The sequence below is a fragment of the Streptomyces sp. DI166 genome, assembly GCF_900091315.1.
GTDB lineage: Bacteria > Actinomycetota > Actinomycetes > Streptomycetales > Streptomycetaceae > Streptomyces > Streptomyces fuscus.
Map to the genome: position 1 here is coordinate 1 of NZ_FLSP01000041.1, position 13264 is coordinate 13264.

Genomic DNA, 13264 nt, shown 5'->3' on the forward strand with positions numbered 1-13264 from the left:
TAGCACGGGCACCCCGCACCGTCCCCGACCTCCAGCCCACCCGGAGTACCCGCTGTCCCCGCACTCGCGCCCGAAGATCACCGTGGTCATCGCCACCCAACTCCGCCCGGATCGCCTCGCATTCCTTGCGGCCATGCACGCCAGCCTGTGCCGCCAGAGCGTGCCGTGGGAGGCCGTCGTCGCCCTCGACGGAGCCGACCCCGCCCGGCTGCCCGGCGCTCTCGCCGCCGACCCGCGCGTGCGCATCCTCGCCCTGCCGCGCCCGGTTGGCGCGGCCTGCGCCCGCAACTTCGCGCTCACCGAGGTACGCACCAAGTACGTCAACTGGGCCGATGACGACGACGAGTTCACCGACGAGGCCATGGAGCTGCGACTGCGCACCCTGGAGGAGACCGGGGTGGGCTGGTGCGCCGGATACAGCCAGGACCTCCACCCCGACGGGTCCACGACCCTGTGGCGGCCCCCGACGCCGCCGGGCCGGCACGAAGCCGGGGAGGTGTGGCGGTACTGGAAGAACCCGGCCGACACCATCCCGCTCGGCCCAACCACCCTCCTGGCCCGTACCGACCTGGTGCGCGCCGCCCCGATGGGCGGCCTCGTCCAGGGCGAGGACTACTGCGCTCTCGCGGTCACCTGCCTCGCCCCGGGCATCGTGCTGCCCGTCCCGGTCTACCGGTACCGCAAGCACCCCGGGCAGATGACCGCGCAGGACTCCTACGACCAGTTGGAGGCGAGAGCGCGGGCTTTCGCCCATCGCTTTGGTGTCAGCCTGCGCGCCGCGTCCTCGCCGCAACGCGAAGCCCTCTCCGCCGCCGCGTAGTTGCCGCCGGTCCGCCCGGTACGGCCGCGCGGACCTGGCGCTCGAATGCCTCGCTATCGGTTCTGTCCGCGCCCAGCCAACGGCTTGCTCTCCGCCCGCACCGTTCCGCCGCCTGCGCCCCGCGCCGCGGCAGGGCACCGCTGACCGCTCCAGAAAGGAATCCTCTCTGTCCGACCACTTCCGGTTCGGCGCCCACCCCGACCACGGATTCGTGGCCGCCGCCACCGCCAACATCCCCGCACACCTCGCCAACTGGTTCCTCGTACGCGAGCAGTTCGAGCCCGTACCCGACACCCCGGGCCTGTACAGGCTCACCAACCCCGAGCAGGACGGGATCCGCCGCACTCGCCAGGCCGTTCACGACCTTCGACGCCACGGCTACGAAGTCCACGCCGACTACAGCCTCGACCCCGGCCGCAGCGCCTTCCCGCCCCGGCCGACCGTGCGCAACGGGTTGATGGAGCGCCGCAACCGCATCGCGCAGGCATCCGCCACGTGCTCCCCACAGCAACGCGACGCCCCGACCGCAACGCTCCCCGAGCTTCTGCCCCAGCCCGGCGCCGTGCCAGTGAGCGGGCGGGCCCAGGCAGCCGGGAAGGGACGGAGCCGATGAGCGACGAGCCGATCCGCATCACCCGCGGCCAGGGCGGCGAAGTCGACGTCGAGGGCCCGGTCGACGGCTTCGCCGCCAGCGTCCTCAAGCGCGCCGGATTCGACACCTACCCCACCTTGCGCGGCGTCTGGATCCGGCTGCCGTTCGACCTGGGCCGCACTTGGGAGAACGAACACGCCACCTGGGCCGCGGAGATGCTCGCCGCCGCCCGCTACAGCGTCGACCTCGACCCCGATCTGCACGCCGTCCCGCCCACCGCGTCCGCTTCATCTGCGCCACGCCGCACGAAGACCGCCATGACCGCACAGTCCGCACCCGCCAGCACCCCGCGGCGGCAACGGCGTTGACCGCCGATTCGACGCTAAGGCCCTCCGACGTGACTTCCTCCACTGCCATCTCCCGGCAGCGGTCGCCGCCGGACGCACCCGCTAACCCTCACCCCAGCCAGAAGCCCACGGAAAGCATCGCCGCGTTGAATTCCGACACCAGTTGCCCGCCGGACCGCACTACCTCCCGGCCGTTGCTCGCCGAACGGCATGTCGCCCGGCTGTTGCTGGGCACCCTGATCGGTCGCCTGCCCAGCGGCATGGTGCCCGTGGCGATCCTCCTGCTGATCGTCGAGCGGGGTGGATCGCTCGCTGTCGGCGGGCTGCTGTGCGCTCTGTACGGCCTGGCCAGCGCTGTCGGGCAGCCGGTGCTGGGACGGATGGTCGACCGGCGCGGCCAGACCCGTGTCACGACAGCCGCCGTCCTGGTCACCACGGCCTGCCTCCTGCTGCTGTCTTACGCAGACGCCCTCGCCCAGCCGGGGCTCGCGGCGGGGCTGCTCGTCCTCGCGGGGCTGAGCACGCCTCCGTTTGAGGCGAACCTGCGTGCCCTGTAGAGCGTGGTGCTGAAGGACCCGGAGCGGCGCCGCGCCGTGCTCGCGCTCGACACCGGCGCCCAGGGGCTGATCTACGTCGCTGGGCCGCCGCTGGTCGCCGCGCTCTCCGCCCTTAGGGGCCCGGCGCCGCCATGACGGTCACCGCGGTACTCGGGCTGTTCGGGGCGAACGCCGTACTCAGCGCCGCACCGTCCAGGCAGTGGCAGCCTGAGGGCACGCAGGCGGGCGGACTCCTCGGGCCCTTGCAGCATGGCGGGCTGCGGCTGCTGTTCCTCGCCGTCTCAGGGGTCGGCTTCTCCCTGGGCGCGATGAACGTGTGGGCGGTGTCCATCGCCGACCGGCACGGCATGGCCCTGCTGTCCGGAGTCATCCCCTCCGCGCTGTCCGTCGGCAGCCTCCTCGGCGGCATCCTGTACGGCCGACTTCGCCGACATGGCCCGCTGGGCACCCAACTCCGTACCGCAGCACTGCTGTTCGCCCTCGCCTGGGTTCCACTCGCCACTTGCCCCGGCCCGATCGCCGCGACCGCGCTCACGGCACTGCCGGGCCTCTTCCTCACCGCACTGATCACCAGCGCGTTCCTGACGGTGGTTGCACTCGCGCCCGCCGACACCCGCACCGAGGCGTACGCCTGGCTGATCGCCGCGGTCGGCACCGGTCAGGCCGCAGGCACCGCGCTCGCGGGTGCGCTCTCCACGCACCCGTACGCCGCCGCCCTCCCGGCCGCGGGGGCCTTCACCTGCCTGCTGGTGCTGCTCGGCGCCCGCCGCAGTCTCGCCGTTTCAGCTGCCGCACGCCGCCGGGGCCGGCACCGCCGCACACCTGCCCATGCCGCGCATCGCTGAGCCTCACACCCCACCTTCCTCCCGCCACCACCGATAGGAGATCCGCCTTGCCCGAAGCACCAGCAGAGCCGTTCATGACGATCCGGCACGCCATCACCGGCGAGATCACCACCACCGGCTACAACGCCGCCGCCCGGCGGATCCTGCTCCAGTCCGGCTTCGAAGAGACGCCAGGCTGCGCCTGCCGAGCGACGGAACCCGGTACGGAGCGGACGCACGGGCCTGCTCGGCAGCCAGCGAGCTGCTCGTCGCCGGCCATCCCCTGCACCTGTACCGATCCCTCACTCGGCCGGTGAGCGCCGACGGTACGCCCCGGTTGGCCCGGTCGCCGATGTCGGCACAGTCCGCGATCCGCTCCGCGAGCGGCCAGCCTCTCCAGCACATCGCCAACTCCACCCGCACCCACACCTCTTGAAGGAACCTCGCCGTGACCACACCCGGACCGCCTACCCGTCCAGCGCGCACCAAGGGCGGCGAACTACGGGCCAAGGTGGCCCGACTGCTGGCCGACCGGCCGGCGGACACGCTCACCATCGGGGACATGGCCAGGCAGCTGGGCCACTCCCACGGCGCCGTCCGCAACGCCGCCCTCACCCTGGTGCGACGCGGCGAGGCCGACCAAGGCGGAATGGGACAACCGGAGTTCCGCGCGAACGCGAAGACCGCCGCAGCCGCGCAGACCGCTGTGATCAGCCCACCGGGCACCCACCCTCCCCGCGGCCAGACGACCACGGCCCGCACGACCACTCCCGCAGCAGCCACGCCCAGGCAGACCGGCCCGATCCGCCGCGCGGGGGGCCAGCTCTACCACCCCCGGGAGCTGGCCGATCTGCCCGACGTCGAGGCGTTGAACCGGCTGCGCGACGCCGACGTGCCGGTGCTGCTCTACGGCCCTCCGGGCACCGGCAAGACGAGTCTGGTCGAGGCGGCGTTCCCGGACCTGCTCACCGTCGCCGGTGACGGCGACACCACGGTCGGCGACTTGATCGGCGAGTACACACAGGACGAGACGGGAGCCTACGTCTTCCAGTACGGTCCGCTGGTCACGGCGATGACCGAGGGCCGCGCCCTGCTGATCGACGATGCCACCTTGATCTCACCGAAGGTCCTGGCGGCGCTGTATCCCGCGATGGACGGGCGCAGGCAGATCCAGGTCAAGGCCCACAAGGGCGAGACCATCAAGGCCGAGCCGGGCTTCTACGTGGTGGCGGGCCACAATCCCGGCGTCCACGGCGCGGTGTTGACGGAGGCGCTCGCGAGCCGGTTCAGCGTGCAGATCCAGATCGGCACGGACTATGACCTCGCCCTGGCGCTGAGGATCGATGCCCGGGTGGTCCGGGTCGCCCGACACCTCGCCCACCAGGTCGAACTCGGCGAGCTGGGCTGGGCCCCCCAACTGCGAGAGCTGCTCAGCTACCAGAAGACCGAGGCCGTCCTCGGCACCAAAGCCGCGCTCGCGAACCTGGTCGGCATCGCTCCTGTGGAGGATCGCGACATCGTCGCCGCCGCCGTCATCAAGGCTGTCGGCGTCAAGAAGATCGCGCCCCTCACCCTCGGCAAGCAGCTCCCCGCGTCAGCTGCCCGGCAGCCCCCGGGCAGCACCGGCTCCGCGCACCGGGGCCGCTCGCGATGAGCGCCCACCACCACGTCCAGTCCCCCGCCACCACGCCGGACGACGACGCCGACCTCGCGCGCTGGGACGACGACGGCGCCCCGCCCGCGCAACCCCGTTCCTCCTCGGCCGCGTGGCTGCGCGTGGGAGCCGAACTCGGCGACCGGCTGGTCGCCCTCTCCGGCCGCCAGGACCTCCTCGTCACCTGCCGCCCCGGCACGCGCAGCGGCGCACCGGCCGCGTTCTTCCCCACTCGGGGCGAGATCGAGTTCGACGCCGGCCTGTTCGCCCCGCTGAAGCCCCACGAGATCCATCCGCGGATCGTGGGCGACGAAGAGCGGTATCCCGCCGCCTGGGGAGTGTTCGTCCACGAGGCCGCGCACGCGGCCCACTCCGTCTGGACGGCGCCTGCCGGAGCGGACCCCCGTGTCGTCGAGGCCGCGCTCCTGCTGGAGGAGAGCCGTGTCGAAGGCGCACACCTGATCACGCGGCCCACGGACCGCACGTACCTGCGCACCAGTGCCCGAACCCTGGTCATGCCCGACATCGCCCACCCCACCCTCCAGGGCATCGAGCACGCCGCCGCCGTGGCGGCCCTGATCCTCGGCCGCCGTGACGTCGGCATCCTGGACGCCGGCGAGACCCGGGCCGTCGCCAATCTGTGCGAAAAGGTACTCGGCGCAAACCTGCTGGCCACACTCACCCGCATCTGGACCGCAGCCCACCAGTGCGCCGACCACGACGCCACGGCCATGCTCGCGCACGGTCAAGAATGGTGCGACGCTCTGGACACCGCGGCCCCTGCCCTGCCCGTGCCGGAGAACCTCACCGATCTGCTGTCCGGGGCCGTGAGGGTCGTCATGGACAGCACGGCAGCCACCGACGCCGCCGACCTCGCGGCACAGGCCGCAGCGGACAACGCCATCGCCGCGAAGTCCACTGCGCAGGCCCAGGACCGCGCCCAGCGGGCCGGCCAGCGACGCAAAGCCGCCGCCACCGCCAAGTCGGTCTTCAACGCCCGTGGCGCCACCGTCACCCCCGACGGCACACCGGCGCCCTACGGCAACCCGGTCACCGGCACCCGCAGTCCCACCGCCGCCGAGCAGAGCGCCGCCGCGCGCCTGAGCCGCGCCCTGCGTGCCGCCGCCTACCGCGAGCGGACCGAGGAGCGGACCACCAGCCCCACCCCGCCCGGCCGCCTCAACATGCGTGCGGCCCTCGCCCGCGACGCTCAGCGCGCGGCCGGGTCGGTCCCCACCGCGGAACCGTTCACCCGCACCCGCCGCCGCAACTCCCCCACCCCACCGCTGCGTGTGGGTATCGCCGTCGACGTTTCCGGCTCCATGCGTGCCGCCTGCGCGCCCGTCGCGTCCGCTGCCTGGATCGTGGCACGCGCAGCAGCCCTGACCGACCCCGACTCCCTCACCGCCACCATCGCCTACGACAGGCACCTGACCGCATTGACCCGACCCACCCACCGAGCACCAGAGCGCGTGACGACGTTCGATGCCAACGGCGGCCACCACAACCTCGGCGACGCCATCGACGCACTCGACCACGGCCTCGAACTCAGCCGCCCCGGCGCCGGCCGCCTCCTCGTGATCGTCACCGACGCCCACTACGGCAGCGACGAAACCGCTCAAGCCGTCACCCGCATCAAGCAGCTCACGACCACCGGCTGCGCCGTACTCCAGCTCACCCTCACCGCGAAGTCCCAGCACCTGCCGGGGACCACCTTGCTGCACCTGCCCCGTCCCACCAGCGCTCCCGCCGCCATCGCCAAGGCGGCCACTGACGCCATCCGCAGGACACGCTGAGACGACGCAGAAGGCGGAAGCGTCCCCGAGACCACCGCCAAGCACTCCAGACCGCCTCCGCAGGCCAGCCCATGTCGCGCGCCGCTGAACCCCCACCGTCAGTCCACTCGACCGCACATGCCCGGCCTTAACCCCTGAACTGCCCGCCACGGCAAGGAGATCACCCAGAACATGGCTGTCCGTACGACCTGGAAAATTGTCCACAGCTGTGGACACGAAGTAACGCATAACCTGTCCGACCGGCCCGCCGACCGGCGCGCCGGATTCGCCCGCTGGCTCGAAGGCCGCGACTGCACCGACTGCTGGAAGGCCGCCCACAACTCCGACACGGAATCCAAGGAAGCCTGGATCGCCGCCAAGCGTGCCGAGGAGCAACAGGTCGCCGCCGAGTGGGCCGAGCAGTTCGACATGCCGCCGCTCGATGGGCCCGAGAAGGCCCTCGCCTGGGGCGAGCGCTCCCGCCACCAGCTCGTCACCGCCGCGTACAGCGCGCTGGTGAGCGAGGGCACCTGGGACGAGGCCGACTGGGCCGTCCTGGAAGACAAGATCCGCACCGTCGACCGCGCCGGATGGTGGATCGACCAGAGGGACGCCGAGGGCTCTGACCTGCCCGAACTCCTGGACGCCGCCACTTCGGACGACATCGGGACGGAGAACCCGTTCCGGTAGGACGCGGGGCTGTATACCCGACGATCCCCGGTTACCGAAACCGGGGATCGTCCGGATCCTTGTTCCTCCCACCGCCTCCCCGCGTCCCTCGTGGAAGGAACCTTGCTGTGCCCGTTTCCCGCCATCCGCATGCCCCCGGTGACATCGTCACCCCCGACCGGGACATCACCCACGCCCACTTCCGGCCCGGTGACCAGGTCGTCATCCTCAAGGGCACCTCGGGCAGCGAGCTGTGGGGCGACGTCTACAAGGTCGTCACCCCGTCGTGGCACACCCCGACCGACGAGGACGGCTGGCGCCTGTACGACCCGGCCGGCGGCGAGCGCACGTACATCACCGCGCACCCGCGCTACCTCGTCCACCTCTCCAGCCGCTGCCCGGACTGCCTCATCTACCAGCAGGCGCTGCGCACTTACCTCATCCCGCGCCTGGCCGACGCCGACGAGGACGTCGACTGCGGCTGGTACTCGGTCAACCGCCTCAACCAGGTGGTTCACGTCGCCGACGCCCGGGGCGGCCAGTGATCCATGCACTCGGCTCGCAGCGCGCCGCAGCCCTGAAGGGGGCGGCTACAGCGGCCATCGAGGCGCTCACCGGGAGAGAGTGGCCGACGCTGCTCGCCGAGGCCCTGCGCGAGACAGACGCGACCTGGCAGGAGTCGGCCGAAGTGTGCGCCGACGTCGCCTGGCAGGCCCGCGCCGCCGACAACAGCGCGCTGATCGTGCTCACCCCCGAGCACGTCACGGACGCCAGCCAGGACCCGGTGATCTGGCGGACGTACCGGCACCTCTACCTCAGCACGCTGCGCTACGACTTCCGCTGCCGCGACATCGAGTCACTCATGAACAGGGTGCCGGTGAGCGTGCTGAACGAGGACCCGTACAGCGAAGCCCTGTACGGCTTCGCACGATTGGGGCAGTCCCGCTCCGACGGCCTAGCGGTCCTGCACCGGGTCCTCGTGGCCGCACCCGGCCACCCCAAGACCCTGCACGTCCTGCTGCACGGCGTGTGGCTGGGCACCTTCCTCCCCGGCCGAGCACCCATGCTGCTCGCCCTGGTGGGACTGCTCCCCGAGGGCGGGCTGAACGATCCGATCGCGCTGTTCCGCATGGCCTCGGCCCGGCGGAGTCTCGGCCAGTACCCCGAGGCCCTCACCGCCATCGACCACGCCCTGGAGCTGCTGCCGCCCAACGAACTGGCAGTCCACGCCGACCTGGTGCGCGAACGCGCCCTGATCACCACGGCGCACGACCTGGCCCTCCTCATCCCAAACCGCCCGGATCCCACCCCATGATCATCCGTATTGGACCGCGTAACCTCAGCGCCGGCGAGGCGCTCGCCGAAGCCCTCGGCCGCCCGGTCAGCGACCACGAGGCCCTGACCGGCCACACCGTGGTCGCCCACTGGGACAACCTCGACGTATACACCCCCCTCGATGAAGGGCAGAGCTGGACGACCGCCGAGTTCGCCGAGCACCTGGACGACCCCAACTGGCGCCACCCCGTCCCGGTCAGTCCGCACGGCGACCGCCGCTCCATCTGGCACGCGGACGTGCGGCTGCACCCAAACGACCGGGAGCTGACCCGCCCCGAGTGGACTGAGATCGCCCACCGGATCGCCCGCGCCGCCGGCATCCAACACCCCGGCGACGACCACGGCTGCCGCTGGATCGCCGTGCAGGCACAGCCCGGCCGCCTCGATCTGATCGCCAACCTCATCCGCCCCGACGACACCTGGACCGCACAGCCACACCGGTTGTTCGCGCTCCTGGCGGCGGAGAGCCGACGCATCGAGGCCGAGCTGGGCCTCCTCTCACCCCGTACCGGACCGGATCCGCAGCAGCCCGACCAGCAAGCCCGGTTCGCGGGGCACCGGCTGGAAGCCGGCACCGCCGATGCCGCTTCTCCATTCGGTGTGCTGCTGCGGCAGCTCGCCGCCGAACGCACCGGGCCGCTGTCCACGGTTCGTGGCCTCATCGAGCACGCAGCCACCGCCTCGATGACCTGCCGGATGCGTACGGCCCCGACATCGCGCACCAGCTGGAGATGGTGGCCCGCCGCCTGTACGGCATCCAAGAGAGTCTCGAGTCTCTGGCTGCGGCCCTTCCAGCACCCTCTCAAGCGCCCATTGCTCGTCCAACACCCCGTGCATCCACACGGATCGTCGCACCTGGCCCGTCCGGCCCCCGGCTCTCCCGCTGACCCGACTGAAAGAACCCTTCCTGGCCTTGCCGATCGCTTCCTGACCTTGAGGCGTGACGTGCACTCCGGGGAAGTTCTCGCCCGCGGCGGGGATCCCGAAGCCCACAGCATCCTGAGCCCAGCGGCTTCGTCCCCGTCGTCCACCTCCACGAGACCCATCACCGGCTGCCCGTCGGCCTTGGCGAAGCCGAGGAGCAGCGTCTCGCCACCCGCGCCGTCGCCCGCCTGCGTGCCGTGAAGTACGACGTCGACACCGACGACGCCTTCGACACCGAGATACGCGAGGCGCACTACCTTCCGCTCGGCTGCTCCATCGCGCACCTGGCCGAGCGGATCCGCGACGCCACCACCAGCGACGGAGGCTCCGACCTCCTGACCGAACTCACGGCCTCCCACGACGGCGTGCTCATCGCCCTCGGCTGGGTGCTCGCGGCCAACGCGGCCTTCCATCAAGACCTCGGCCAACCGCCGGATCCGCACACCGCGAAGCGGCTGCAGTACCTGGCCGAGCACCGGCTCGCCGTCCTGTCGTCCGACCTCGCACACATACGCAACGACCTCGCCGACCGGCACCAACGCCGCGCGTGCACCGCCGAGGTCGGACCGGAGGAACGCGAAGCCTCCGCCGTCTGCGCCTGCCCGCCAACTCCGCCGCGCCTGACCACCAGCCCCGTCGCCGTGCCCGCCGCACCCGCACCGGCACACCCGCGACGCTGATCGCGCCCTTCCCTTCCGAGGAGCCCATGCACGACCCCACCCCCGACACCAGCCTCGGCTCGTTCGCTGCCGTCCTCGCCGGCGAGCTGCCGGGCACCTGGACCAGCGCGTACCACCCTGACCGTGGCGGCCTCAACGTCCACCACGTCCTCACCGACGCGGTCTGGGACATGAACGAGGTCGCCGAAGCCCTGGCCAAGCACCCCGTGGACCACTGCGCTGTGCTGCAACGGCACGACGGAACGCGCCTGTTCGTCACGGACCAGCCCGGCCACGCCGAGGGGTACCTCATCGCCGCACTGGCCCCCGACGACGTACCGGCCGAGGCATTCCGTGGCGTACGCGAGCCCGACGGAATCGCGGTCGACGCCGACCCGTTCAGCGCGGCCGAGAACGTCACCTTCGACCTCCTTCCCCGCTACTACGTCGCGGCCCACCAGGTCTTCAAGAACGCCGAGCACCTCACGCGGGCATCGTCCGCACCAGAGCGCCTGGTCATGACCTGGTCGGACGGTGCACTCGTGGTCGACCAGCCCGACCGCGCCGACATCACCCAGGTACTCACCGACCACGGCTTCGTTCTCGACACAGTGCGAGCCGTCCTTGTCCTGTCGGGCGACGACACCGCCCGCCAGGCTGCCTCCGTACGAGCCACCGGAGAACGGCTGTCCGCGCTGGGCATCGACACCGTGCTGCGCCACCCGCCGACCCGGCCCGCCCTGGACACCGCCCCCGTCGCGCCGCCCGCGACCTCGTCCGTGCCGTCCGCGCGACGGCGATAGCCCCGAACCGCACAGGAGTAACCGCACGTGGGAAACCGTGCCGACGACGAAGGCACCGACGTCACGATCTACCGCAAGCCCCTCACCGACACCGTGCACGCCGATACCCCGACCGGCGCTCCCGAGCAGCTGCTCGCCCTCCTCGACGACCTCGGCTTCGAGCGCCGGATCCTGCCCACCCCCGGGCCCGTCTACGTGTGGCACGAAGCACCCGCCCACCTCGACGAGGACGCGAAGAAGCAGCTCGCAACCCATGCGGTGCCCTGGCTGCACCAGGCCGGATATGTGGTTCGCATCGACGATGACGTCTGGGATGCTGCCGCGTACACCGACGCCGCAACGGCCATGCACAACCACAGCGCCCCGGTCACGCCACGCGCCGTGGCCGCCGCGCCCGCGACGGGACGTCCGGCAGGGGCACACCGACGGTGAGCCTCGCCGATGACTACGACGTTGACGTCACCTGCTACCACCGCGACGGAACGATCTACGTCGATACCCGCACCGACGCCCCCAAACGTCTCCTTGCCCTGCTCGACGCCCTCGGCCTCGACCGGCGCCAGGTCGAGGGCGACGTCTGGCATCAGATCCCGGACGAGATGGACGAGATCACCATGAAGACCCTGGTCGACCGGGCCTCGCCGCTGCTGGCCCGTGCCGGATACCGGATCGACATTGACGCGGGTCTCTTCGGCGGCACCGCCTATCGGGCGGCACTCGCCGAACAGGCAGCACACCCAGCGTCACCGCCGCCCGCATCACCCGCCGGGCAAGCCCGCCGTACGCGCTGACCACTCGACCCTCGCCGGCCCCGGCCCAACGGGGCCGGCCCCACTCTCCCCAGGAGCCCGCCGTCACTCACAACCCCGACCGCACACCCCCGCCCATCACCGCCGACCGCAAACCTCGCCTGGTCACCGCCCTGTTCCGCCGCTACCTGCGCGCCGTCACCGTCGGCAGCCGGGAGCGCACCATCCCGCTGGCCGGCGGACGCCCCGAGGCAGCCCTCGACGAAGCCCACCGCCGCGACGCGTTCCTCCTCATCGACAGCCACCGCATCCGCCACCACGACTAGCACCTCAGACCGGCCTGTTCAGGAGGCCCATGACCGACTCGAACCTCCCCGCCATACAGCTCGCCAACGCGATCACCGCCCAGCTCGGACAGCTCCGCCGCCACCTCGCCCTGGCACCGCCGCACGAGGCCGCCCAGATCCTCGCCACCGTCCTGGACTACGACACCGGCCTCCTCGGCGAGGTCACCGACCTCGTCTCCACCGGCTCGCGTTTCGCGAAGCACCACTCCGAGCGCGGAGCCCTGCCGCCCGAGGTCTGGCTCGCTCTGGGCCGCGCCGCCAACGAACTCAACAGCGTGGGTGCCGACCTCAACGAGCACACCGGCACCATCAAGCAGGTCGCCGGGCCCACCGCTCCGTCCAGCAGACCGGCCACGGTGCCGGTCGCCTCCGCAATGGTTCTCCGGCGGCGCCGGTGAAGAAGAACAAGCAGTGGTCCGGCTGGGGCCCCACCGGTCAGCAGGCCCAGCAGTACTACCTCATCGAACCCCGCCACCTCGCCGGCGGCGGCGACCTGCGCTTCGTCACCGAGTACCTGCGCGCCTCGGGCTGGAAGGACAAGTCCAAGCCCGGCGGGCCCGTCGTGTTCGACAGCCCCGACAAGTCCGTGCGCATCGGGTACGACCCGTTCACCCAGCCCGGCGGCTGGACGATCAGCGGGAAGCAGACCCGGACGGAGGGGGCATGGCACGCCACACTCGGCCGGCAAGTCCCCGTCGAGATCGTGGCGGGCATGACCGACGCACTGACCAGGCCGCGCTCCGCACACGCCCCCAACGTGTGGGCGCCGCTTGAGGCCCAGGGCTGGGAGACCGAGCGCGGGCAGCACTTCACCGCCCGCAGTCCGGACGGCGACGCCGTCGTCCGCTTCTACCAGGACGCCCCCGGACAGGCGCACTGGTGGGCCGGCGCCCGCAACGAGCACGGGACGGTATGGCAGGCGACGTTCACGCCGACCACGCCGATGCATCTGGTGCAGGCGTTCAGCACCGCGCTCGCCGACCCGCAGCCGGTGATGCGGCCCCTCGGCCACGTCCCGCCCTCCCAGAGAATCCGCACGACCTCGGTGTCCGTGCTGCCCTCGCAACTCAACGCATGGCAGCAGGCCCGGATCACCGCGGCCCGCGCCGCCACCTGGGCCAGCAACACCTTCGCCACCAACAGGGCACGCCCTCAAGGTCCCGGGGCCCGCCCGTACGCCAAGGCCGGGCGGATGCGATGAGCCACGAA

At 71.7% G+C, this 13264-nt stretch carries 19 protein-coding genes; all 19 read left to right on the top strand.

Going from position 1 to position 13264, the window contains the following annotated elements:
* Positions 1 to 133 precede the first annotated feature (133 nt).
* The 19 genes from GA0115233_RS20605 (at position 134) to GA0115233_RS20690 (ending at position 13256) form a co-directional block, all read left to right on the top strand.
* On the top strand, positions 134 to 820 hold the full coding sequence (locus tag GA0115233_RS20605; RefSeq protein WP_255310286.1) for a glycosyltransferase family 2 protein: 687 nt from the start codon (positions 134 to 136) through the stop codon (positions 818 to 820).
* Between the two features lie 211 nt (positions 821 to 1031).
* Positions 1032 to 1433, top strand: coding sequence for a hypothetical protein (locus tag GA0115233_RS20610; protein WP_093721739.1), 402 nt, complete (start codon positions 1032 to 1034; stop codon positions 1431 to 1433).
* Positions 1430 to 1780: a hypothetical protein gene (locus GA0115233_RS20615; protein WP_093721740.1), complete on the top strand. Its 351-nt coding sequence runs from the start codon at positions 1430 to 1432 to the stop codon at positions 1778 to 1780. The genes GA0115233_RS20610 and GA0115233_RS20615 overlap by 4 nt, the downstream gene beginning before the upstream one ends.
* 125 nt (positions 1781 to 1905) lie before the next feature.
* Positions 1906 to 2316: an MFS transporter gene (locus GA0115233_RS20620; RefSeq protein WP_141689545.1), complete on the top strand. Its 411-nt coding sequence runs from the start codon at positions 1906 to 1908 to the stop codon at positions 2314 to 2316.
* Positions 2317 to 2319: 3 nt separating this feature from the next.
* Positions 2320 to 2451 carry a hypothetical protein gene (locus tag GA0115233_RS41820; protein ID WP_255310276.1) on the top strand — a complete coding sequence of 44 codons (132 nt, stop codon included), beginning with the start codon at positions 2320 to 2322 and terminating at the stop codon, positions 2449 to 2451.
* Positions 2448 to 3161: a hypothetical protein gene (locus tag GA0115233_RS20625; protein ID WP_093721742.1), complete on the top strand. Its 714-nt coding sequence runs from the start codon at positions 2448 to 2450 to the stop codon at positions 3159 to 3161. The genes GA0115233_RS41820 and GA0115233_RS20625 overlap by 4 nt, the downstream gene beginning before the upstream one ends.
* 74 nt (positions 3162 to 3235) lie before the next feature.
* Entirely contained in the window at positions 3236 to 3457 is a 222-nt protein-coding gene (locus tag GA0115233_RS20630; protein ID WP_093721743.1) for a hypothetical protein, read from the top strand.
* 194 nt (positions 3458 to 3651) lie between these two features.
* Positions 3652 to 4794 (top strand): AAA family ATPase, encoded by a 1143-nt coding sequence (locus GA0115233_RS20635; protein ID WP_176711883.1) that lies wholly within the window; start codon positions 3652 to 3654, stop codon positions 4792 to 4794.
* Positions 4791 to 6590 (top strand): hypothetical protein, encoded by a 1800-nt coding sequence (locus GA0115233_RS20640; RefSeq protein WP_093721745.1) that lies wholly within the window; start codon positions 4791 to 4793, stop codon positions 6588 to 6590. The genes GA0115233_RS20635 and GA0115233_RS20640 overlap by 4 nt, the downstream gene beginning before the upstream one ends.
* 171 nt (positions 6591 to 6761) lie before the next feature.
* Positions 6762 to 7259, top strand: coding sequence for a hypothetical protein (locus tag GA0115233_RS20645; RefSeq protein WP_093721746.1), 498 nt, complete (start codon positions 6762 to 6764; stop codon positions 7257 to 7259).
* A gap of 107 nt (positions 7260 to 7366) precedes the next feature.
* On the top strand, positions 7367 to 7783 hold the full coding sequence (locus GA0115233_RS20650; protein ID WP_093721747.1) for a hypothetical protein: 417 nt from the start codon (positions 7367 to 7369) through the stop codon (positions 7781 to 7783).
* Positions 7780 to 8553, top strand: coding sequence for a tetratricopeptide repeat protein (locus tag GA0115233_RS20655; protein WP_093721748.1), 774 nt, complete (start codon positions 7780 to 7782; stop codon positions 8551 to 8553). The genes GA0115233_RS20650 and GA0115233_RS20655 overlap by 4 nt, the downstream gene beginning before the upstream one ends.
* The gene (locus GA0115233_RS20660; protein ID WP_255310277.1) at positions 8550 to 9698 is read left to right on the top strand and encodes a hypothetical protein; all 1149 of its coding nucleotides are present in this window, start codon (positions 8550 to 8552) and stop codon (positions 9696 to 9698) included. Before GA0115233_RS20655 ends, GA0115233_RS20660 begins: the two co-directional genes overlap by 4 nt.
* Positions 9695 to 10177, top strand: a complete 483-nt coding sequence (locus tag GA0115233_RS20665) for a hypothetical protein (protein WP_255310278.1) — start codon at positions 9695 to 9697, stop codon at positions 10175 to 10177. The genes GA0115233_RS20660 and GA0115233_RS20665 overlap by 4 nt, the downstream gene beginning before the upstream one ends.
* Before the next feature lie 26 nt (positions 10178 to 10203).
* The gene (locus tag GA0115233_RS20670) at positions 10204 to 10959 is read left to right on the top strand and encodes a hypothetical protein (RefSeq protein WP_093721749.1); all 756 of its coding nucleotides are present in this window, start codon (positions 10204 to 10206) and stop codon (positions 10957 to 10959) included.
* Positions 10960 to 10986: 27 nt separating this feature from the next.
* Positions 10987 to 11391, top strand: a complete 405-nt coding sequence (locus tag GA0115233_RS20675) for a hypothetical protein (protein WP_093721750.1) — start codon at positions 10987 to 10989, stop codon at positions 11389 to 11391.
* Entirely contained in the window at positions 11388 to 11750 is a 363-nt protein-coding gene (locus GA0115233_RS20680) for a hypothetical protein (RefSeq protein WP_093721751.1), read from the top strand. The genes GA0115233_RS20675 and GA0115233_RS20680 overlap by 4 nt, the downstream gene beginning before the upstream one ends.
* Before the next feature lie 313 nt (positions 11751 to 12063).
* Positions 12064 to 12453 (top strand): hypothetical protein, encoded by a 390-nt coding sequence (locus GA0115233_RS20685; RefSeq protein WP_093721752.1) that lies wholly within the window; start codon positions 12064 to 12066, stop codon positions 12451 to 12453.
* Positions 12450 to 13256: a DUF317 domain-containing protein gene (locus tag GA0115233_RS20690; protein ID WP_093721753.1), complete on the top strand. Its 807-nt coding sequence runs from the start codon at positions 12450 to 12452 to the stop codon at positions 13254 to 13256. Before GA0115233_RS20685 ends, GA0115233_RS20690 begins: the two co-directional genes overlap by 4 nt.
* The last annotated feature ends 8 nt before the right edge of the window (positions 13257 to 13264 follow it).

Coding starts and splice junctions, on each gene's coding strand:
- GA0115233_RS20605 (WP_255310286.1), top strand. CDS start 134: ATGCACGCCAGCCTGTGCCGCCAGAGCGTGCCGTGGGAGGCCGTCGTC.
- GA0115233_RS20615 (WP_093721740.1), top strand. CDS start 1,430: ATGAGCGACGAGCCGATCCGCATCACCCGCGGCCAGGGCGGCGAAGTC.
- GA0115233_RS20625 (WP_093721742.1), top strand. CDS start 2,448: ATGACGGTCACCGCGGTACTCGGGCTGTTCGGGGCGAACGCCGTACTC.
- GA0115233_RS20630 (WP_093721743.1), top strand. CDS start 3,236: ATGACGATCCGGCACGCCATCACCGGCGAGATCACCACCACCGGCTAC.
- GA0115233_RS20640 (WP_093721745.1), top strand. CDS start 4,791: ATGAGCGCCCACCACCACGTCCAGTCCCCCGCCACCACGCCGGACGAC.
- GA0115233_RS20645 (WP_093721746.1), top strand. CDS start 6,762: ATGGCTGTCCGTACGACCTGGAAAATTGTCCACAGCTGTGGACACGAA.
- GA0115233_RS20660 (WP_255310277.1), top strand. CDS start 8,550: ATGATCATCCGTATTGGACCGCGTAACCTCAGCGCCGGCGAGGCGCTC.
- GA0115233_RS20670 (WP_093721749.1), top strand. CDS start 10,204: ATGCACGACCCCACCCCCGACACCAGCCTCGGCTCGTTCGCTGCCGTC.
- GA0115233_RS20685 (WP_093721752.1), top strand. CDS start 12,064: ATGACCGACTCGAACCTCCCCGCCATACAGCTCGCCAACGCGATCACC.